The sequence below is a fragment of the Syntrophothermus sp. genome (assembly GCF_013314835.1).
GTDB classification, from domain to species: Bacteria; Bacillota; Syntrophomonadia; order Syntrophomonadales; family Syntrophothermaceae; genus Syntrophothermus; species Syntrophothermus lipocalidus.
On record NZ_JABUEX010000016.1, the window covers coordinates 26,451 to 48,418 of the forward strand.

General features: G+C 56.0%; 19 protein-coding genes. 12 read left to right on the forward strand and 7 right to left on the reverse strand.

All coding sequences use genetic code 11. The features are described from left to right. Positions 1–181: 181 nt before the first annotated feature. The 8 genes from HPY90_RS06805 (at position 182) to lysS (ending at position 8,037) form a co-directional block, all read left to right on the forward strand. On the forward strand, positions 182–1,141 hold the full coding sequence (locus HPY90_RS06805; protein WP_287192744.1) for a P1 family peptidase: 960 nt from the start codon (positions 182–184) through the stop codon (positions 1,139–1,141). Between the two features lie 268 nt (positions 1,142–1,409). Beyond that, positions 1,410–2,180 carry a type III pantothenate kinase gene (locus HPY90_RS06810; protein WP_287192748.1) on the forward strand — a complete coding sequence of 257 codons (771 nt, stop codon included), beginning with the start codon at positions 1,410–1,412 and terminating at the stop codon, positions 2,178–2,180. 14 nt (positions 2,181–2,194) lie between these two features. Beyond that, a complete protein-coding gene (gene dusB, locus HPY90_RS06815) occupies positions 2,195–3,196 on the forward strand; it encodes a tRNA dihydrouridine synthase DusB (RefSeq protein ID WP_287192750.1) in 1,002 nt (333 codons plus the stop codon). A 156-nt stretch (positions 3,197–3,352) separates the two neighbouring features. Continuing rightward, on the forward strand, positions 3,353–3,889 hold the full coding sequence (locus HPY90_RS06820) for a helix-turn-helix domain-containing protein (protein WP_013174350.1): 537 nt from the start codon (positions 3,353–3,355) through the stop codon (positions 3,887–3,889). 95 nt (positions 3,890–3,984) lie between these two features. After that, on the forward strand, positions 3,985–4,887 hold the full coding sequence (locus HPY90_RS06825; protein WP_013174351.1) for a DUF8754 domain-containing protein: 903 nt from the start codon (positions 3,985–3,987) through the stop codon (positions 4,885–4,887). 52 nt (positions 4,888–4,939) lie between these two features. Next, entirely contained in the window at positions 4,940–5,974 is a 1,035-nt protein-coding gene (locus HPY90_RS06830; protein WP_287192760.1) for a hypothetical protein, read from the forward strand. 97 nt (positions 5,975–6,071) lie between these two features. After that, positions 6,072–6,548, forward strand: a complete 477-nt coding sequence (gene greA, locus HPY90_RS06835) for a transcription elongation factor GreA (RefSeq protein WP_013174353.1) — start codon at positions 6,072–6,074, stop codon at positions 6,546–6,548. A gap of 4 nt (positions 6,549–6,552) precedes the next feature. Continuing rightward, positions 6,553–8,037 (forward strand): lysine--tRNA ligase, encoded by a 1,485-nt coding sequence (gene lysS, locus HPY90_RS06840; protein WP_287192763.1) that lies wholly within the window; start codon positions 6,553–6,555, stop codon positions 8,035–8,037. Positions 8,038–8,341: 304 nt separating this feature from the next. On the opposite strand, the gene HPY90_RS06845 is transcribed toward lysS, so the two are convergent. The 7 genes from HPY90_RS06845 to HPY90_RS06875 form a co-directional block, all read right to left on the reverse strand. Next, positions 8,342–10,210, reverse strand: a complete 1,869-nt coding sequence (locus HPY90_RS06845) for an FAD-dependent oxidoreductase (RefSeq protein WP_287192767.1) — start codon at positions 10,208–10,210, stop codon at positions 8,342–8,344. A gap of 338 nt (positions 10,211–10,548) precedes the next feature. Further along, complete coding sequence (locus HPY90_RS06850; protein ID WP_287192770.1) at positions 10,549–10,683, reverse strand: hypothetical protein; 135 nt, start codon at positions 10,681–10,683, stop codon at positions 10,549–10,551. Between the two features lie 40 nt (positions 10,684–10,723). Further along, the gene (locus tag HPY90_RS06855) at positions 10,724–10,954 is read right to left on the reverse strand and encodes a hypothetical protein (RefSeq protein WP_287192773.1); all 231 of its coding nucleotides are present in this window, start codon (positions 10,952–10,954) and stop codon (positions 10,724–10,726) included. A gap of 21 nt (positions 10,955–10,975) precedes the next feature. After that, positions 10,976–11,956 carry an MBOAT family O-acyltransferase gene (locus tag HPY90_RS06860; protein ID WP_287192777.1) on the reverse strand — a complete coding sequence of 327 codons (981 nt, stop codon included), beginning with the start codon at positions 11,954–11,956 and terminating at the stop codon, positions 10,976–10,978. After that, positions 11,953–13,122 (reverse strand): SGNH/GDSL hydrolase family protein, encoded by a 1,170-nt coding sequence (locus HPY90_RS06865; RefSeq protein ID WP_287192780.1) that lies wholly within the window; start codon positions 13,120–13,122, stop codon positions 11,953–11,955. The genes HPY90_RS06860 and HPY90_RS06865 overlap by 4 nt, the downstream gene beginning before the upstream one ends. Positions 13,123–13,447: 325 nt before the next feature. After that, positions 13,448–14,470, reverse strand: coding sequence for a polysaccharide pyruvyl transferase CsaB (gene csaB / locus HPY90_RS06870; RefSeq protein ID WP_287192783.1), 1,023 nt, complete (start codon positions 14,468–14,470; stop codon positions 13,448–13,450). Beyond that, complete coding sequence (locus HPY90_RS06875; RefSeq protein ID WP_287192786.1) at positions 14,427–16,406, reverse strand: DUF5693 family protein; 1,980 nt, start codon at positions 16,404–16,406, stop codon at positions 14,427–14,429. Before HPY90_RS06875 ends, csaB begins: the two co-directional genes overlap by 44 nt. 405 nt (positions 16,407–16,811) lie before the next feature. Here HPY90_RS06875 and HPY90_RS06880 point away from each other — a divergent pair, with 405 nt between their 5' ends. The 4 genes from HPY90_RS06880 (at position 16,812) to HPY90_RS06895 (ending at position 21,631) form a co-directional block, all read left to right on the forward strand. After that, entirely contained in the window at positions 16,812–17,876 is a 1,065-nt protein-coding gene (locus HPY90_RS06880; protein ID WP_287192789.1) for a glycosyltransferase family 4 protein, read from the forward strand. 104 nt (positions 17,877–17,980) lie between these two features. Further along, a complete protein-coding gene (locus HPY90_RS06885) occupies positions 17,981–19,042 on the forward strand; it encodes an LCP family protein (protein ID WP_287192792.1) in 1,062 nt (353 codons plus the stop codon). A gap of 83 nt (positions 19,043–19,125) precedes the next feature. Then, positions 19,126–19,299, forward strand: coding sequence for a type II toxin-antitoxin system HicB family antitoxin (locus tag HPY90_RS06890; RefSeq protein ID WP_287192795.1), 174 nt, complete (start codon positions 19,126–19,128; stop codon positions 19,297–19,299). Between the two features lie 70 nt (positions 19,300–19,369). Further along, a complete protein-coding gene (locus tag HPY90_RS06895) occupies positions 19,370–21,631 on the forward strand; it encodes an O-antigen ligase family protein (RefSeq protein ID WP_287192798.1) in 2,262 nt (753 codons plus the stop codon). Positions 21,632–21,968 lie beyond the last annotated feature (337 nt).

Below are 21,968 nucleotides of genomic sequence, written 5' to 3' on the forward strand. Positions count from 1 at the left end.
GCTTGCTGACCACCTGGCAGGCACTCGTCACACGGCCTTCTTATTTTCCTTCTCCAGGGGTGATACATTCCATTAGTAAGGAGGTCTGCGTTAATCAGCGTCTAATAAACATCAGTGCTAATCAGTGGAAATCTGTGTTAATCTGTGGCTGTGCATTTGTGGCTCAGAGCGAGGTGAAAACGTGGAGGCCAAGATAACCGATATCGAAGGGCTCAAAGTGGGAACTGCCGAGGACCTGGAAGCCTTAACGGGTTGTACGGTGGTGCTGGCTGAGCAAGGAGCTGTGTGCGGGGTGGACGTGCGGGGATCGGCTCCGGGTACTAGGGAGACCGACCTTTTATCACCCTTGAACCTGGTAGAGAAAGTACATGCGGTTCTATTGGCCGGGGGCAGTGCTTTTGGCCTTGATGCCGCCGCGGGAATTATGGAATACTTAGAAGAACGGGGCATCGGGCATCCTACCGGCAAGACGGTGGTTCCTATAGTCCCCGGAGCCGTCATTTTCGACCTGAACGTGGGGGATTACCGGCGGCGGCCGGACAAAGCCATGGGCTACCAGGCCTGCCGGAACGCGGGTAAAATAGTGAGAGAGGGGAACGTCGGCGCCGGCACCGGAGCTACCGTAGGGAAAGCCTTGGGCCACGAATACTGTACCAAGAGCGGCCAAGGGAGCAGCGCTGTGCGTTTGGAAGACGGCCTTATCGTCGGGGCACTGGCGGTGGTCAACGCTTACGGAGATATCGTGGATCCTAAAACCGGTCAGGTGATAGCCGGAGTGAGAGATCCGAAGGGGGAAGGCTTTCTCTGTACGCTGGACATTTGGAAGGGAGAAGGGCAAGCCCTCAACCAGGCTTTTGCCGCGAACACCACCATTGCCGTAGTCGCTACCAACGCCCGCTTGAACAAGAGCCAGGCTACCAAGGTGGCCCAGATGGCCCATGACGGCATGGCCCGGGTTATCGTACCCTGCCACACCATGTACGACGGGGACACGGTTTTTGCCCTTGCTACGGGGCAAGTGGAGGCAGACGTGAACCTGGTCGGGATTCTGGCTCAGGAGGTTCTCATGCAGGCCATAATCCGCGCCGTTGTGTTTGCCGAAACTGTTCAAGGCATTCCGGCTGCAGGCGTGGAATTATAGACTATAGATGATAGACGCAGATTAACGCAGATTTTTTCTTAATAAATAATAATAACCATTTGCGGTGATTGATCTCAGTGGTAACCGCCGTTTTGGTCTTTGATTTTCAACATGCAAGACAGTAAAGTAATCATCCATGACGGCAACTCCTGCAGCTGGGGTTCAATTTCTTATAATACAGCTACTGCGCTTTTTCACGACAATCATTAAGTTATTTAAAAAGTCTGCGTTAATCAGCGTCTTGATATTATCGAAGGGGGACTACCTCATGATACTCGGGTTTGATGTCGGCAATTCCAACATAGTCATCGGCGTCTTCCAGGACAGGAAACTCCTCACCCAGTGGCGGATTCGGACCGACCGGCAGAAAACGGCGGACGAGTATGGCATGCTGGTCAAAGAGCTTTTTGATTTTGCCGGGCTGGAAATGGGCAATGTCCAAGGAGTAGTGGTTTCCTCGGTTGTCCCGCCGTTGATGCAGGAGCTGGAGTGGATGATCGGCAAGTACTTCGGCATTTCTCCGCTGGTCGTCGAGCCCGGGATAAAAACCGGCCTTTCCATCCGCTACGACAACCCCCGCGAGGTGGGAGCTGACCGAGTAGTTAACGCCGTGGCTGCCTACGAGAAGTACGGGGGAAGCCGGCCTCTGATAATCGTCGACTTCGGAACTGCCACCACCTTCTGCGTGGTAACCGCCCAGGGGGAGTATCTGGGAGGGGCCATTGCCCCTGGGGTCGGCATATCGACCGAGGCCTTGTTCACCCGTACCGCTAAGCTGCCGAGGGTTGAGCTGGTACGGCCCAAGAGCGTCATCGGCAAGAACACGGTCATGAGCATGCAGTCGGGCATCATTTTTGGTTTTGTCGGTCAGGTGGAAGGGATCGTCAAGCGGATGAAAGAGGAGATAGGCCAGGATGCCCTGGTGGTAGCAACCGGGGGATTGGCCGAGGTTATAAGCCGGGAGGCGGATTGCATTGACATAGTGGACCCGGTTCTGACCTTGGAGGGACTCATCCTCATATACGAGAAAAACCGTTAAAGCAGGCGACAACCTTGTTTGAAATCGGTAGCGTCAGCATTGAAAACCGCCTCCTGGCCGCACCCATGGCCGGGTTTACAGATAAAGCCTTCCGCATCATCCTGAAGAATCACGGGGCGGGACTGGTCGCCACCGAGATGATCAGTGCCCAAGCCTTGGTATACGGACAGGAAAAAACCATGTTTATGCTCGATTTGAGCGGCGAAGAACCCCCCGTTGCTGTACAGCTCTTTGGATCCGAGCCCCGCATCATAGCCCAAGCTGCCCGCATAGCGGCTGACCGTGGAGCCCACATCATAGACATCAACATGGGCTGTCCTACTCCCAAGATAGTGAAAAACGGGGAAGGAGCGGCCTTGATGCGGGATCCGAACCGGGCCGTCCGTATAGTGGAAGCCGTAGTGAAGGCCGTATCGGTGCCGGTTACCGTCAAGATGCGGTCGGGTTGGGACGAGAACAGTATCAACTGCTGTCAGATCGCAGTCCTGGCGGAAGCAGCGGGAGCCCAGGTGGTCACGGTTCACCCCCGCACCAGGGAACAGCTCTTTTCCGGAAAGGCCGACTGGAGTCTTATCCGGGCGGTAAAACAGGTGGTGAAGATACCGGTCATAGGAAACGGAGACGTGACTTCGCCCCAGAAGGCCCGGCAGATGCTGGAAGAGACCGGGTGCGACGCGGTAATGATCGGGCGGGGATGCCTGGGGAACCCTTTTATTTTCCGGCGCACTCGCCAATACCTGGAAACAGGCGAAATACCGCCGGAGCCGACGGCAGAAGAAAGGATCAACGTGGCCAGGCAGCATTTGGTCCTGGCCTGCCGGTTCAAAGGGGAGACTAAAGCAGTCTTAGAGATGCGCAAGCACCTGGGCTGGTACATAAAGGGATTACCCCACGCCACTGCCGTTCGTGCTCGCATGAACCAGGCCCGAACCCTCTCCGAGATAGAAGCCATACTGGAAAGTCTGAGCCGCATTATAAACCAGGGGGACGGTTCCTGCGGTTTATTTTCCAAATAAACCGCAGGAACCGTCCCCCTGGTTTGGTGGTTTGGTGGCTATACTTGTCCAGCACCGGTAACGGTGCTAAAATTATCCCAAGCTATGTGAACAAAATTGTACACATAGAGGCGGGCCGAGAGAGGAATACTTCACTGAGCAGGGGCGGGATAAGGAGTGGTTAACTTTTATCGGGTTCAAGACAAGATCATCAGCCGGCAGAAGATTGACAGTGTCGTCTCCAGGATACTGGAAATGCGGGCCCGTGGTTTTTCCCAACAAGAGGTAGCGGACCGCCTAGGGGTTGACCGGACCTTCATTTCACGGTTAGAAGGCATAGGAGAGATTAGAAAAGGCGCGTCCATAGCTGTTGTCGGGTTTCCGATCTTAAACAAAGCCGAGATTGAGGAAATACTGCGTAAGGAAGGAGTCGACCGCTTCCTGTTAATGACCGAGGAAGAACGGATAAACTACGTGCAGACGAAGACCGGGGCCGAACTTCTAAACGAGCTGATGAATCTCATCAGCGAGTTCCGTAAATACGATGTGGTAGTCGGTATAGGTTCAGACGTTCGGCTCAAGCTCATCAAGGGCATCCTTGACAACGAGGTCATCGGCATTGAAATCGGAGAATCGCCACTAACTGAAGACAAATGGGTAGACCCGGCCGAGGTCAAGAAAGTTCTCCAAGCTGTTAAATCCGCCCGCCGCTGAAAGGTAAACCAGGGGGACGGTTCCTGTGGTTTATTTGAAAATAAACCACAGGAACCGTCCCCCTGGTCCCGGGCTTAAATGAGGGAGGTTAAAGCGTGAGACGAATAGTGAGTGTGAGTCTTGGTTCATCCAAGCGGAACCACAAGGTGGAGACCGAATTTCTCGGGGAAAAGTTCAGCATCGAACGCATCGGCACCGACGGAGATATGGACCGGGCCATCGCCCTCATCAAGGAACTGGATGGTAAAGTAGCGGCGTTCGGCATGGGCGGCATCGACCTCTACATATACGTCGCCGGCAAGCGTTACGTCATCCGCGATGCCAAGAAACTCATCGCCGCCGCGCGCATCACGCCCATGGTAGACGGCAGCGGGCTGAAAAACACCCTCGAGCGCCGTTGCATTCAGCAGTTGGCCGCTAGCGACTGGTTGCAGCTCAAAGGCAAGAAAGTGTTGATGGTATGCGGGGTCGACCGTTTCGGCATGGCCGAAGCCCTGGTGGAGGCTGGGTGCGACGTGGTCTTCGGTGACCTCATCTACACCGTCGGCATACCTATACCTCTGCGCTCGCTCGACGCCCTGCGCCGGGTGGGGAAAATGTTTGCCCCTATCATCGTGAACCTGCCCTTCAAAATGTTGTACCCGACCGGAAAAGAGCAGGAAGTCATAATCCCCAAACACTCTAAATATTATTATGAAGCAGATATCATTGCCGGGGACTTTAACTACATCAAGCGCTACCTCCCGCCTCGGCTGGAAGGTAAGATTATCATAACCAACACCACAACCCAGGAAGACGTGGAACTTCTACGCGAGCGGGGCGTCAGTATTCTGGTCACCACTACCCCGGAGATGCAGGGACGGTCCTTCGGTACTAACGTCCTGGAAGCGCTTCTGGTTGCCATCCTCGGAAAACCGCTTGACACCATTCGACCTGAGGACTACCTGAGGTTGCTCGATGAGCTCGACATCAAGCCGACGGTTACCCGTCTAACGTAAACATCACCGTTAATCAGCGTCTGTAATCCATCAGCTAAGGGCGTGTGAGTGCTTGGGGTTTGCTTTTCTCGATATCCTACCTGAAAACAGGCGGGGCTTGTTGGCCCGGGAGTTGCTCCGTGACCGGCTCGCTCCGCTGGTACTCCGCCCTCGGGCTAAGCAAGGCGTTAGCCTGCCCGAGCTCGGACTCCACACCCATCAACTACTGCTTCCCATTGGGCCCGGTGACTGGAAAGTCCTTAAGCCTGAAACCCGCCTCAAACTCTGGACGGCAACCCAAAAGACGGCTAAGAAAATTGGGGGGGCGGTTTTAGCGGTAAACCGAGGGCTACGTCCGTTGCCCAGCCAAAACCCAGAACTGTTTCCAATCCCCGTATCGCGGGGAGACCTTTTTGTTCTGGCTTTGGCCCTGATAGTGGTAGAGGAAGGATTGAATCGGTACGGTAGGGAAAAACTGTGGCTGGTGGGGGATTTCCCGGGGCTTTTTGGTCTTATCAGCCTTATCGGAAGAATCGGGGCACCGGTAGCGATCCAGAGCTTTTACCCCTCTCGCTTTGAAACCATTGCCTACCGCATCCTGTACGAGCAAGGCATGGCCTTGAGCGTCAGCTACTTCAACCCCTCGAACTGGGGACCAGAGGATATGGTGCTCTTGTTTGACCCCGTTTATCTCCCGTTCGCAGCAGGCGCCGGCAAGGCAAGAAACGTTTTCATAATAGACCTGACCGATGACAGCCGTTCACATGCTCCTCGGCTAGAATCCTGGTTGGGGGCGCAGGGAGTCGATCCTTCTCTTAAGACCTTGGCCCCGTTGTTGGAGGCCTGGTTCTGGGGGCGGACCTTGAACCCGGATCAAACCGATGTATTGCCCCACGAGCCGTTGCTACCTGTGCGGCCTGCGTCCACGAGCCCTGATACCTGTTCGCGTTCGGCTGGACAGGAGTGTTTTGCGCGCATTCACGAAACCGCCGGGTACATCAGCCGGATTAGGCAGGAGGGACAAGAGCTAAATTTGTGGGGATTCTTCCTTGACAAGGATTTTCGAGCTCTATATAATACCACTCAAGGAACGGGAACGACAATTTAAGACCCTACCGTGGCTTTGGAAGCACAGGGAGCTTCGTTTTTTTATTGTCAAAATCGCAAGAAGACCCATTTTTATTGAGCGTATAGGGAGCGATATCATGTCGGAAAAAGAGATCATTCTTACCAAAGAAGGGTTAAAGAAACTGGAGGATGAATTGGAGCACCTGAAATCGGTCCGGCGTAAGGAAGTGGCATCCAGGATCAAACAGGCCATAGAGTTCGGCGATATCACGGAGAACTCCGAGTACGAGGACGCGAAGAACGAGCAGGCTTTTGTGGAGGGGCGCATCCTCTGTCTCGAGAAGACCCTGCGCAACGCTCGTCTCATCGAGGACGACGACATTCACACCGACGTGGTTTCGCTGGGATCCCGCGTGCGCCTTCTCGATATAGCTACGGGCAAGGAAATAACTTTCACCGTAGTGGCCTCAGCCGAATCGGATCCCAAGCAGTCCAAGATCTCAGACGAGTCTCCGGTAGGCAGGGCGATAATAGGCAAGCCCATCAATTCTGAAGTAGAGGTCGCAGTCCCGGCCGGTACCAAGACCTACCGCATTGTCAGCATCGAAAAGTAACCGGATGGGCGAGGTGAAGAGCTTGTCAGAAGACACCCACCAGTTGAAGCAGGTACGATTGGACAAACTCCAAGAGCTGCGGGGTAAAGGCATCGAGCCTTACGGGGGCAGGTTCGAGCGAAATGCAACTGCAGCCGAGATCAAGAACAATTATCCCGCCAACGAAGGACAGGCGGTGCGCATCGCAGGCCGTATCATGGCGCGCCGCACTCACGGCAAGGCCGGTTTTGCCAACCTGCAGGACCAGTCCGGTCAGATCCAGCTGTACTTCCGTTTGAACGACCTTGGAGCAGAAAAGTACGAATTGTTCAAGTCTATGGATATCGGGGATATCATCGGGGTTGAAGGGACAGTGTTTTTGACCAAGACCCAGGAGATAACGGTGCACGTTTATGACCTGGTTTATTTGGCCAAGGCTCTGAATCCCCTGCCCGAAAAATGGCACGGGCTCAAGGACGTGGAACTGCGGTACCGGCAGCGTTACGTCGATCTCATCGTTAACCCCTCGGTCCGGGAGGTCTTTGTCAAGCGCAGCCAGATCATCAGAGAGATGCGGCGCTACCTGGACGAGCGCGGGTTTCTCGAGGTTGAGACTCCGATGATGCAGCCTATCCCGGGAGGAGCGGCTGCTCGCCCGTTTATCACCCACCACAACGCCCTGGGGATAGACCTGTACCTGCGCATCGCTCCCGAGCTGTATCTGAAGCGGCTTTTGGTCGGCGGGTTCGAGAAGGTGTACGAGATCAACCGCAACTTCCGCAACGAAGGCATTTCCACCAAGCACAACCCCGAGTTCACCATGCTCGAACTGTACCAAGCCTATGCCGATTTCCAAGACATGATGCGGCTTACCGAAGATTTAATCTCCTCGGTGGTAAAGAGCGTCTTCGGGACCATGGTAGTCGAGTACCAGGAGAGCCGGCTGGATTTCACCCCTCCCTGGCAGCGCCTGCCCATGCTGGAGGCGGTTAAGAAGTATGCCGGGGTTGACTTTACCGATCTCAAGAGCGATGAAGAGGCCCAGGAAGCGGCGCGGAGCCTGGGGCTGGAGGTAGAAGCCGAGGCCACCCGCGGCGAGGTAATTAACCTGGTGTTCGAAGAGTTTGTCGAGCCCCACCTGGTGCAGCCGGTCTTCGTTTACGGGCACCCGGTGGACGTATCGCCCTTGGCCAAGCGTAACCGCGAGAATCCCGAGTTCACCGACCGGTTCGAGGTCTTTATAATGAACCGGGAGATCGCAAATGCCTTCTCGGAGCTGAACGACCCCATCGACCAGCGCTCCCGGTTTGAAAAACAAGTGGCCAAGAGGGAAAAAGGAGATACCGAAGCCCACATGATGGACGAGGACTACATAAACGCGCTCGAGTACGGGATGCCTCCGGCCGGCGGGCTCGGCATCGGCATCGACCGGCTGGTTATGCTTTTGACCGATTCCCCGTCCATACGCGACGTCATCCTCTTTCCGACCCTCCGCCCCTTGCAGCCTTAGGGACGGAGCCACAGATGTACAGGCCACAGGGGGAGCACAAGGGGACGGTTCCTCTGTGTCTGGTCTGCAGACCAGACACAGAGGAACCGTCCCCTTGTGCTCGGCTGTTTGCCGTGCGTCTCTGGCAACATTCAATATCTATGCACATCAGTGAAAATCTGCCCGGCACTCAACGGACCGAAAGTCGTTGTGTTGGCCTGCGAGGGTTCAGTGTCATATCTCTTGCATTAATTTTGAGTTGAGTGCCGGGTCTGTGGCTCTGCGTTAATCTGCGTTTACCACTATCTGTGTAAATCAGTGAAAATCAGTGTGTATCTGTGGCTCCTAATCTTTCCAAGAAATTACCGACTAGCGCGTAGACCTCCGCCCGGTTTAGAGCCCGGTTTTTCGGCACCCGCCCGTAGAGCTCTTCCGGAATCAGGCCGGCCTTATGAGCCTCCTCCCAGGCCTGAGGTTTTTCCACCGTCGAGTTCGGCCACAGGTGCAGAACCAGGTAAGCGGCCTGGTCGCGGGTTATAGGAACCGGCGGCATGTATGAAGGCCATTTGAACTGTTGGTGACGCTCGGGGTCAGTGCGTTTAACCCCGCCCTTCAACAAATAAACGAAGGAATCGGCATTCACCTGCTTCTCCGGGTGGATGTTGTTTTCATAGCCGGCAAAAACCAGGCCTTTGGAGTACAATACCTTGAGGTACGGGTAGAACCACTCGCCCTGGTACGGATAGGAAAGCTGAAAATGGTATAACCTCGCCCCCTGCTCACGCAGGGTGTCCTGCAAAAGCCTTACCGCTTCCCGATCCCGGCACATGGCCCGGAAGTCCTGTCCTCTTTTCACCGAGATAGCGGCCGCGGTTCCGGCAGCCTGTCCGGCCGTCATCCCCGTAGGCAGGGTCCTGGCGCTGCCCGCTGCCAGGGACGAATAGCCCGAACAGCGGCTGGCTACCAAGAGATTGTCCACTTTCAAAGGTACCAGGGACCGGAAGGGTATGGCGTACTGTTTGGGGGTCACTAAAACGTAGTTGTAGCCTTGGGGACTAGTGGCCTGCAGGTCGACCGGGTAGGCGCCGAACCCGATAGAGTCCCAGTGGTCCCGGTTCTCCCAGACGTCGCTTATGGGCAGCTGGTACTCGCACCGCACGTGTCTCGACTCCCGGACGTACAACTCGGGCGGGTAGTAGGCGATTTCGGCCTTTTCAAAGCCGGGGAAGTTCTCCCGCAGGAACTCGAGGACGTGTTTGGTTTCTTCTCTGCCGATGGCAATGGCCTCGGCCTTAGATGCCTCGTCGAGCGGGTCTACCCCGAATATCTGCAGGGCGTTGATCGAAACCGTGCCGTCGCCCTGGCGAGCCAGGTTCAGACCCCGCAAACGGCACCGGCTCGAGTGAGGCTTGTACTCTTGGCTTACCTTCCAAAAGCCCCACGCCGCGTTGCTGTAAAAACTGGCAGGCCCAAATTTCCTGGAAATCGCGGTCTTGCACACATCCCACCAGTTCACGTTCTTCAAAAACATCATCAGAGTGACGCACATGTTCTCGCCCGGCAGTCCGATATCCCCCTTGCCAACGAAATACGGGACCCCGGCCATAGCTGCCACGTCGGCATCCTGGGTGCAGTCGATGAAGCGGTGGGCCGTGTACTGTTTCTCCCCAAACGGGCCTTCTACCGTCACTGCTTCGATTCTATTTCCAACTTGGTTCAGCTCAATCTTTTTCAGCCGCGTGCGCAAGAGCAGGGTCAAGTTCTTTTCCTTCTGCACCAGCTGCAAGAAAGCCTTCTTGGCGGTTGGAACATCGAAACAAGGCTTGCCCCCTACCATATCGTGCCATTCTGCGAATATCCCCTGATTGGCTGGAAAACCGAGGTGGTCCCGGGCCGTATCCAGGTGGGTCAGCATCCCGTAGGTCATGAGCCCCCCGAGCCCGTCGCGGTGCTCGATGAGCAGGGTCTTGGCCCCGTTCCTGGCCGACGCCACCGCCGCTGCCACCCCTTCGGGCTCGCCCCCGATTACTATAACATCGTAGGCGTCACGGTCGATGCCGATTCTTACCGCGGGTTTTTCTACTTCTTGCTCGGCCGGACCTTGGCACTTGGCGGTACCTAGCCAAAAAACCGCCGTCGCCAGTAGTATTAAACCTGCTAACCCTAGCCACCAACTCTTGCTACGAACCTTCATACCCTTACCCCTCCCAGTATTATGTGGCCACAGATACACACAGATGTGTTCAAATTTACACAGATTTTATTTATAAATAATAACAAGTATTTGTCCACCTGGCGCGTACGCGCGTACGCTAAGTGTACACCCAAAGAGCAGGCGAGGGAGGAAACACTATACATATAACACACCTATTTTTTGTAATCAGCACAAATCTGCGTTAATCAGCGTCTAAGGAATCTGTGTTAATCTGTGCTAATCAGCCCGGCACTCAGCTGGCCGAACTTGCAACATGCCAGTTGGTCCCGAAAACGCTAGTCGCTAATCAGGACTTGAGCTGAGTGCCGGGTCTGTGGCTAGAAGTCGGTATAGATAAACCTGGCCTCCACCCCGGTGGCAAACAGTATGCACAAAACCACCAGGACGAACAGCAGGACCCCCCAACTCACGTCCACAAATGCCCCAGATAAACTACGCCACAACCCACTCACTTCTTACACCCCCGTCTGCGTTAACCTGCGCCAACCCCGGTCACAGCCCGATAAGCCGCAGGCACGCCCCAGCCAGCCTAGCATACGTAAGAGCAGCCGCCGACAGCGAAGGCGAAGCGAAGAGCACCCACCCTGCCACCACGAAATTAAACGTTAAGAAAACATTAAGGAAATGTACCGGGGTACCGAATCTCGCCAGCCTCTGCCCGACGTACCGGTGCCAAATTCTATGCCCGACCATACCGAAACCGTGCCACAAGCCCCAGGCCACGAAGTTCCAAGCAGCCCCGTGCTAGAGCCCGCATATGGCAAAGGCCGCGATTAGGTTGGCCAGCGTGCGAGCAAATCCCAGGCGGCTCCCGCCCAGGGGAATATAAAGATAGTCCCGGATCCAGCTCGACAGGCTCATGTGCCAGTGCCGCCAGAACTGGGCGATGTTGGGCTGAAAATACGGCCGATCGAAGTTCTCCGGCACTTTAAATCCCAGCATCTGGGCTAAACCAATGGCCATATCCGAATACCCGGCAAAATCAAAGTAGATCTTGAATGCATAAGCGTAAGCGGCGAAAGCCAGCATTTGCGCGCTCCACGCTTCAGGAGCGGCCAGGGGAGCGGCAAACCGGCCTATGGTGTCGGCCAGAATGAACTTCTGCGCCAGTCCCAGAATGACCCGTTTACCGCCGCCCAACAGGTTGTCCAGCGCAAACTCGGGCATAGACTGGGACTGCTTCTGGAACCCTTGGTAGCGCTTTATGGGGCCGCTGACCAGGGTAGGAAAAAAGAATATGAACAGGGCAAAATCCGGCACCTTGACCGCTTCCCGGTCGATCTTGCCCAGGTAAACGTCTGATACAAAGTGGATGAACTCAAACGTGAAAAACGAAATAGCCATCGGCACCAGGATATCGGGAACCGGGGCCGGGTGCCCCATGTGGATCCGAGACGCCAGCTCGTTCCAGGTAGAGACCAGCATCTTCCAGTATTTAAAGTATCCCAGGACCAGGACCGAGGCCGCAACTCCCACGAACAGCCATACCCGCGCGCGGCCCTTGCTACTTCCAGCTCCGTCCCTAGCCTTAAGTATAGCCAAGGCGGCGATATAGGTTAAGATCGTCATTACCAGGACCACGACCAGGTAAGGCACATAGTAGTACGCGTAAAACACCATGCCGGCCACGATCAGCAGGTACTTTCGGGCCCGGGGCGGAAGGACCCAGTATAACGGCAAGACCAGTGCGAAAAACAGGGCAAAGACCCCGGTGGTAAAGATCACGGGCTCACCCCCCTCAGGCGCGGGGCCAGCTCACGGGCCAGTTCCCTCGCTACTTTCCGGTTCCCGTCCGGGTTCAGGTGAACGTGGTCGACGAAGCTTTCGCCCGGCATCCGTCCGAAAAAGCTCAAGTAGGGAACCTGATGGCGTCTCAGCAGTGATTCCACCAGGCGGGCATTGCCTACAAAACCGGGATTAGTCACCAGCGGGCCGAGGATATCCCGGTTCTGGTCGGTCAGAAAGACCAGGGATGGATAATCTTGCTGTTTCAGAAATTCCAGCGCGGCTTCAGTGAACAGGTAAGCCTGGTTGCTCCTGGTGTTTAAGGGAGAAGAATCGTACATGAACGCCACCTTCTCCCTCTGTTTCGCTCTGTCAGCTGCGGCTGCCGGCCCAGGGCTCGCAGCAGATGCGGCTACGCCGCCGCCCGAGAGCTTCTGCCACAGAGCCTTCAGCTCTGCTTCGACTTTGTCCCGGGGGTGGCCGCCGAAAAGGACGGAGTTGATCAATTCCCGGTAATGGTAGAGGGGGAAATACCGGTCGAAGAACTCTGCCACCCGGTCGGGAAACGGCCGCGGGTAAACAGTATTGACCTTCTGTACGGCATCGGCTGGCAGGCCGGGATCGAGATACAACCAGTTGAAAGCGACCGGGTCCTTGATGCTGGCCTTACCGTAGAACAGCAGGTTGAAATCGGCCACCACCGCATCCGGGTGCAAGTAGCTAACCCGCCGCAGGACGCAGTAAAGATCCCCCGGCTCGCTCCCAGGAACCGCCAGGTTCCACACCCGCACCTTTTTCCCCGGAAGCATCCCTTTAAGCTCTTCTTCCAGGTAAGCCGGGATGGTTTCGTTTTCACCCACTCCTGCCCCGTAGGCTACCGAGTCCCCGAGGAATAACACGTTAATGTCGTAGTCGGAGAGGTGCTTTTCTATATAGCAGAGAACCAGCGGAAAGTCTTTATGGATCTGTTCAAAATTACGGGGCAGCCGCTGGCCATAAACATACGTCCGGCTCTGGCTCTCATAATACCTGTTCACCAGAGAAGGCAACGACACCTGTGCCAGTAGCATCAGCCCAAGAAAAACGGCGAATACCCGCCGTAAATCCTTAGGCTGCACAGCCTCCCGTATTCGATTCCAGCGATCCCGCATAACATCCAGCAACAACCCAAACACCCTTCTTTAGTAGCCACAGATGGACACAGACCCGGCACTCAGCTGGACGACATTGCAACATGCCTGTTGGTCCCGAAAACGCTAGTCGCTGAGCAAGACTCGAGCTGAGTGCCGGGCTGATTATCACAGATTTTTAGTAGACGCTGATTAACGCAGATTTGTACTGGTTACAAAAAATAATTGCATTCTACAGAAAATATAAATAGGATTTACCGCCGACATTAGACGGATATTGCAAAGCCTAGGAGTACTGGTTTTAAGTAGTTTAGGGAGTCTGCGTCTTACAATATCTGTGTCAATCAGTGCAAATCTGTGTTTATCTGTGGCTCAATACTGATTCTATAAGTACCTCCCCGTCCGGCTGCTCGACCGACATCGCTGGTTCCTTCCCGACAGAAGCCAGGAAGCGGTCGATCTTCGGGTCATACGAAATGCCGACCACCGGCACGCCCATCGCGTGCCCGAGTATCAACGCGTGCAGCCGCATTCCGATTACCAGGTCCAAACAGGCGATGACCGAAGCCATCTCTACGACGGACAGCGGCTCGTCCACTAGAGATGAGGGACGGTTCATCATTCTTATGATATCCCGGCAGACTGCCACATCCGACTCGTACTGGAAAGGCAGAAATACTACCGAACAGCCCGATTCCACCAGTCGGCCTGCTGCTTCGGCTATCGCCAGCCTATAGGCGGTCAGCCCCCGCCACTCGCGGACCGAGATACCCACAATCTTCTCTTCGCCGAACCCTTTCACGCCCCAGTGCTCCAGTATTCGCCGTCCCATTTGCAGATCGGCCACCTCTCGGTCCAGAGTCAGTACCGGGTCTACCGTCACTTCGATAAGCTCCGGGGCGAGCCCCATCGCCACCAACTCATCCTTCGACTCCGGGTCCCGCACCGATATGCCCCGGGCCCAGCTCAAGGTCAATCTTACCAAAAACCGGCCCAGTCTCGAACGGACAGGCCCGATACCCTGAGCGTGAATCCAGAACGGTCTTCCCGCTAGTATCGCCAGCCACATCACCCCCAGGTAGTAACAGAGGCTTGCCAGCCCGGTCACATCCTGAAGCAGGCTTCCGCCCCCGCTTATCAGGCCGTCGGAACCGCGCAGGGCTCGCCAGACCGCCACCGGGTTCCAGCGGTCAGCGGCTTTGACGCCGTAGCTAGAGGCTGTGTGCTCGCAGTTCCCCGAAAGCACGGTTATGTCGATACCGGGGAACGAAGAACGAAAGGCCCGCACGAGAGCAAAGAGGATAGCCTCGTCCCCCAGGTTGCCGAACCCGTAGTAGCCGCTAATCACGCATTTCTTCACTGAATCGTATCTTCTCAGGCTCATCTTCACCGGCCTCGCCCAGTCTTTCCCACCACATTGCGAAAATCTTAACCGCCGCATACACCACCAGCCCCACCGCCAAGCCCAGGACCAGCCCGTTGAACGTGCGCAAAAGTGAAACCATAAGCGGGGTGTGGATGTGGGCGAAGGTGTTCACCATCGATACCTGGCCGATAGCCGCCAGGACCAGGAGCGGCAGAAAACGGTTATTGCGGTAACCGTACAAAAGCAAAAGCAGCATGGCCGGGTGTCCCAGGGCAAACTCCTTGGTCCTGGGCCTGACTCCCATGATGTGGTCGAGCAAAGTGCGGAACTTGAGCTCCAGCCCGCTCACCGGCAGCCCTTCATTGCCGGTACGGATGAGGTATACGGCCAGCGCAGCCGCCAGGAGGAGGCCCGCAAGGGCCATGCCCGTCTCCAGGGGCCGTATCATCATGCCCTCGATCTTTTCCCTCAAGTCCCGACCCGGGGCCGCCTTCAAAACGAAGAAAACGGCCACCACCGCCAGGGGCACGGCATGGGCCAGCTTCACTCCAGCGAACTGGTTCAGCTTCAGCATAAAGGAAGAGTCGGCCAGGATCCCCACCAGAAAAACCGCACCTAGCAAGGAAATACCTGACATTTTAACGAAAACAGCCAAAGCTTTGCCTAAGGTCCGGGGTTTGGCGTCCACCCCCGTGAGCACTCCGAGAGTGGGGAAAACCAGGACCGAGGCCAGGGCCATCACCTTGACCGCGAACGTCCGGTCTGCGTAGAGAAGCAGCACCCAAACCGCGGCGGCCGCCAAGGCCAGCCCAACGAGCCACCGCCTCCACCCCAGAGCCGCAACGAGCAGCACGCCTCCGGCGATAACTCCCAGCCCCGCAACAAAAACCAGGCCGAGAGGTGCCGCCGAAACCGGCAGGGTAGAGGCCGGCCCCGCAGACAGTCCTTCTTCGAGCAGCCTCTGCTTGGTGGCAGAAATCATGTGGCCGACAGCCGCCAGGCTCTTTTCATTGGACAGGGGCTTGAACAGGAGCAGGCGATGGTTCCTTTCGGCCGCAGCCAAGACGTAACGGTCAATCGCTTCGGATGAAGAAAGAGACTTCTGGTCTTTGTCGTTTAGGGTGTGCAGCCGGACCAGATGCTGGTCCAGCAGGCGGGCGAGCTTGGGAAGGCCTGCCTGGGGATAGAATTCTATTTCAGCGACCGGTACCCCGAGTTTCGCCATCTGGCGGGCGGTTTCATCTAAGGCCCCGGGATAGCCGGGTACAGTAGTGTCGTTGAAAATGATGCCGGCAAGGCCGGGCATGTCTGCAAACTGCCCGAACACCTTGCCGATGCTGGTTCGATTAGCTCCCGGCCACGTACGGACCTGCAAAAAAACGTCAAGGCCGCGAGAACGCACCTCGCGCGCGGTTGCCAGAGAAAACCCGGCCCCGATGTCTTTTAAGACTTCGTATGGCGCTACGGTCCCGATGACGCACCCGTCTTCGGTTCTGAGGCAATAACTGTTAGCGAGCTTGGCGGGGATGAAACGGGCCAACTGTTCACCGGTTACGGGATTGGTAGCCACCAGATACGTCCGTGAGGGTTCCAAGTAGCCGCGAGCCTGTAGTTCGGATAGCCAGGAAGGATGCTCGGCCTCGTCCAGCAAAGCCACAAGCTGGCGTCCCTGGTAGACAACGGCGTCCCCCCGTTTCACCAGGTCTTCCACCGTCGGTTCCTGTATGACCACCCCGGTCAGCCCCCGCTCCTTGAGAAACGACATGCCTTCGCGGGCAGTCATGCCTTCAGCCCCAGCCAAGGAAACGATGTCTCCGTATCCTGCTACAAATTCCACCTGCCTAAAATCTCTCTCGGCCAGGAACCGGTAACGGTAACCGGTATAAACCGAAACCGCCAGAGCAACCGCGATCACAAGAACCAGAACCGATTTCAACCCTTTGGAAAACCCCATCCTCGAATCCTCCCGCTACCCCAAGCTGCAATTACATACATATAAGTATAAATCTATGCCTCGAAAATGCAACCAGGGGTAAGCGGTCATGCTGAGAAAGGCTGGATCAGACAGCAGGGAGGAGGTCCAGGAACTAAAGAGGGGCAATGAGGTATCTTAGCTTGCGAATGCGAGCCAAATTACGAAATCTGCGTCTTTCTAAAACAGGCAGGAAATTCATCGTATCTTGTCGAAGACCCACTAAGAAACCCGCTCTTAATCATGTTGTAGACAGGCACTGGGCCTGGTGGTAGAATGACACATGGTAGTGGGGGAAGGCATGTAGCGACCCGCGCCGGTGCCTGCGCCCCGTAATACTTGGCATGGCCGGCAACTGAATAGTCGAGTTGGAAAGAAGGTAAAAACGTGTCGGCACACTGGCAGTCATACCTTGTCGCCTTTATCATAGCCTTGGTCGTGGCTCGGATCACGGTCCCCCTGGCCCGCAAACTGGCCTTTAAGCTAGGGGCTGTTGACGAGCCCGATGCCCGCAAGGTGCATACGAACATCATGCCCCGGCTGGGAGGGCTTGCCATATTCGCAGGATTTGTGTGCGCTGCGGCATGGGCAGTGCAAGCCCAGGGCCCCTACTTAGGTATCATTATAGGAGGAATTATCGTCTTTGCCGTCGGAGCGCTGGACGACGTGTTCAGCCTGTCCCCCTGGGCGAAGCTCGCGGGCCAGATCATGGCAGCGGCGGTAGCCGTTTACTGCGGCGTCACCGTGCACTTTATGACCAACCCGTTTGACGGGCTCATCTACCTGGGCAAGCTCAGCATGCCCCTGACCCTGTTGTGGATAGTCGGGGTTACCAACGCCGTCAACCTGGTGGACGGGCTGGACGGGCTGGCGGCCGGGGTTTCCGGTATTGCTGCCCTCAGCATGGGCATAATCGCCCTACAGCAGGGAGAAGCTCACGTAGCTCTCCTCTGCCTGGCGCTGGTCGGCGCCGTCCTCGGCTTTCTACCTTACAACTTTCACCCTGCCCGCATCTTCATGGGTGATGCCGGCGCCCTTTTCTTAGGCTTCGTCTTGGCCTGCCTGGCGGTAGTGGGGCTGGCGAAGAGCGCGGCCGTGATCTCTTTGTTCGTCCCGATCGTGGTTCTCGGGATCCCGGTATTCGATACCTTTTTTGCCATTATAAGGCGTATTAATAAGAAGGTGCCGATATTCGCCCCAGACAAGAACCACCTGCACCACCGGCTGATGGCACTGGGGTTCAGCCACCGCCAGAGCGTCTTGATAATTTACGGTATCAGCGTTATCTTCGGCGGGGCTGCGGTAGCCTTGACTTACGTCACCAGCCCCCAGGCGACGCTGATCCTGGCCCTGCTTTTGGTCTTCGTGGTCATCGGGGCCACCCGCATCGGCATCGTCACCGGCCGCGAGGTCAAACATAAGCCACAGATTTACACGGATATTCACGGATGAACACAGATTTATTTAACAGTAAAATGTAGTAAAATAAAAATCCATATCTGTTTAAATCTGTAATAATCAGTGTTCATCTGTGGCTACTCTAGAGGTGAAATGCGATGACTAAAGCTTCAGCGTTATTGAAAATCGGAATACTGCTTACCGCCTGCTTCCTCTTCAGTTTCGGCATCGGCTGGAGCATACCGGCTCTGATCTCGGGAGAACTCTGGTCGAAGCTGGTGGAGACGGCGAAGGTGGCGGTGGGCGGTAACGGGCTCAAAGACCAGATGGACATCCTCATCCTCGGTATCGATGCCCGCAAGGGCGAGACCATGACTAGGTCCGACACCATCATGCTCGCCCGCATAGACACGAAGAACGGCAGGGTGGCGGTAGTGTCCATCCCCCGCGATACCAGGATCGAGGTGCCGGGCAGCCCCGTGCCCAAGGTCAACGCCGCCTGTGCGGTGGGCGGGCCCAAACTCGCCTGTAAAGTGGTAGGGGATCTCATGGACACGAAGATAGACTATTACGTTCTCACGAACTTCAACGGGTTCAAGGACATCGTCGACACCCTGGGAGGCGTCACCATCGACGTGGAACGGCGGATGTACAAGCCGTCGGAAGACATAGACCTAAAACCGGGGGTACAGCGCTTAAACGGGCGCCAGGCCCTGGCTTACGTCCGCTACCGGGGGTATGCGACCGGGGACATCGGACGCACCGAGCACCAGCAGAAGTTCATGATGGCTCTGGCCCAGGAGATGTTCCAGACCAAGACCATACTGAAGCTTCCCAAGCTGGTGCCCCAGATCGCCAAAAACGTCCAGACTAACCTGTCCCTGCGCCAGATGATAGCCTTGGCCGAGATCGCGAAGGACTTCAGACCGGAAAACCTCCACGCCCAGACCTTGCCCGGCTACTTTTACACCCATGCCGGCATAAGCTACTGGATGGCGGATAAGAAAATCGCCGCCACCATACTCGATGATCTCTTGGCGGGGAAAACCGTCGCTGTGCTCCAGGATTCTCCTTACCCTGAAGAGAGTAAGACCACGACTACGACCAAAACTGCCAATAAGGACTGGGCCGCTTGGGCCCAAGCCCCGAGCGACCACTCGTATCCTGCTTCGTCTGACTCAGGCTCGGGAACCGAGCCGATTGGGCAAGGTGATGAGTAATGGATTCAATCCTATGACATGCTAATCATATATTGTAATATTGTGGTAGTGGCGTTGAAGTTCCTTTGAGAGGAGGGCTGAGAATGCGCCAGTTCAAGATAATAGTGGAGAAGCATCCGGACGGTTACGTGGCATACCCGGTTGGGCTGAAAGGAGTAGTCGTTGGCGAAGGGGACACGTACGAAGAAGCGCTGGCAGACGTCAAGTCCGCCATCCGCTTTCACATCGAGACGTTCGGGGAAGAAGTGTTGAGTTAAGTAGTTTGTAAATCTGCGTTAATCAGCGTCTAATAAAACTCGCGTCAAGCAACGAATACGGGAGAGGAGCATGGCTAAGAAGAAACCGGCAAGCAAAAAGGCGAATGCTGAAGCGCCGAAAAGGATGTCTGCTAGTTCAGCGACAAAAACCAAGAAAGAAGTCCGACAGGGTTCCCGTACACCGAAAATGGCGAAGAGGTCGGGGTTTCCCCGCCTCAGCCTTCCCCAAGGCTGGTTCTCGGCCCTGGTGTTTTTCCTGGTCTGCGTTTTTCTATTTTATCCCCCGTACTTTCGCGGGCTCTTCTTCGATAAAGAGCTCCTGCCTACCCATGTCATCACCGCCCTAATCTACGGCCTGGTATGGGTGGACAAGTTCCGGCGGCGTGACCTGAGATTCATCCAGAACCCGCTCGATTACGCGGTCCTGGCCTACGCCGGAGCCTATCTTCTTTCCCTCATCGGTGCCGTACATATCGGTGACGCCATCAAAGGCTTCCTCAAAGCCCTGGACTACTTCATGATCTACTGGATGGTCACCCAGGTCGTGCGGGATTACCGACGCTACGAGACCGTCCTCCAGGTCCTTTTCGCCAGTGCCCTGGGGGTCGCCGCCATCGGCATCGCCGCCGCCACCGGCTATTCCCATTACCCGGGGGCTTTTGAGGATGGCAGGATAATGTCCACTCTGCAGTACCCGAACACGACTGCTACATACATGGCGGTAATGAGCCTCATCGGTGTCGTGCTCTGGATAAGGGAGCGTAATACGGTCCGAAAACTCATATACGCCGTTTCCACCACAATTATGGTGCTGGTGGCGATTGTAGCGGTATCCAAAGGCGGCTGGCTGGTGCTGGTCGCAGGTGCTTTGCTGCTACTGGCTGGGATGCCGGGGCTGTACCGGCTAAAAACCGCCTACAGCCTGTTTCTAGCCTGGGTGGGTGCATCGCTCGGGAGCATAAAGTTTCTTCCCGCTGTAACGGCCGGGCAAAACCGGCTGGCCTTCGAAGGGCTGCTTGTCACCGTTTTGGTGGTCATCCTGGGGCAACTGCTTTGGGAAGGCTTGGTCTGGTGTTACCGTAAGAAGGGCCGGGTTCTGACTGCAGGTGTGGCTTTGGTGATTTTGCTGATATGCGCTGCTGTGGCCGTCCAAGGCGGCTGGAACGCCCGGATATCCCGAGAAGTGCTGCCCACGAGTCTGGCATCGCGATTCGCCCAGCTCGGCGATGTCACCGGTTCCAGCTACATATCTCGCCTTGAGTTCAACTATACCGCCATGAGGATCGTGAAAGATTACCCGCTCGTCGGTACCGGAGCCGGAGGATGGAACGCCCTCTACCACCAGTACCAAGGATACCCCTTCTGGACTACCGAAGTGCACAATCACTTCCTGCAGGTGTGGGTAGAAGCGGGAACCACTGGGTTCATCGCATTCCTCGTCATGTGGGCCTTCCTGGCTTACAACCTGTGGCGGCTCTACCGTTCGCGACCGCCGCAAGGAGAATGGGCCATGAACTGGGGGGTGGCTTCGGCTGCCCTTGCTTTCGGAGCCCATGCTGCCATCGACTTCGACCTTTCCTTGGCAGCCATGGCCATGGTCTTGTGGACGTTCTTCGCTCTCGTGGCAGCAGGCACCAACCTGTCCTGTCCGGGGATACGTATAACCAGGAAAGAGCCAGGATGGTTACCGGCAGTGGCAGTCGTCACAGCCCTTATCCTGCTCATACCCGCGGCTTCTTTTGCCCGGGCCAACACCTGGGTTGAGCGGGGAGCTGATGCAGCGAACCATAACAAGTTTGACCAGGCCGAAGAAGCCATGAACCGTGCCATTAACCTGAACCCCTGGGACGGCAGGTTCGATGCCTACCTGGCTAAGATATGCGCGGTTAAGTACAAGGTACTGGCGGAAAACAAGCACCCGCAGGCCGGAGTCTATGTCACCGCGGCCAGGGAGCACGCCCAGGACTCCGAACGCCTTCGCCCTTACGACCTGCAGAACCTTAAAGAACTGCTCCAGACCTACTCGCTCTTGGGCGATGTAAAAGGACAGCTCCATGTCCTCGAGCAGTGCCTGAAGACGAACCCGCTCGATTCCGCCAACTACCTGAACCTGGCCGACGCCTACCTGACCGTGGGCAAGTATTACCTTGATCAGAAAAAACCGGACGAAGCCCGCCGCTACCTGACAAAAGTCGTCCAGGTTTCTGATCAGCTCGACCGCAAGATAGCGGCCGTCCAAGCGGAGTATCCCCTGCAGAGCTCTTCCTTTAGGCGGCCTGGAGAATTGGACAAGAAAGTAGAGGAAGCGAAGATTCTCTTAAAGAAGAGCTAGTGTGGATGCAAGACCAGGTAGGCGATAAGTCTATTTCGAGAAAATAATAGACCCTCAGGAAGGATTTTGCATTTTTGTGGCGAAGTAGTACCTTGTGGAACATTAAGCGGCAAGGACTCGCTGGGGTCAGCCGAGACGGTAAGTGGGGACGGCTTTTAGTTGGAGACAACGAAGTATCAACCTGAGTATGATGCAGGGGAAATAGACATCGAATGATAATCATATCGCTGGTAGCGTGTGATACCGGCATAGGTATCTTCGGTACGCAGAAAGGAGCGGCTCGTTATTCGGCGCAGGATAGGCCTTGTTATCCTGGATGCCGCGATAGTCGCGGCAT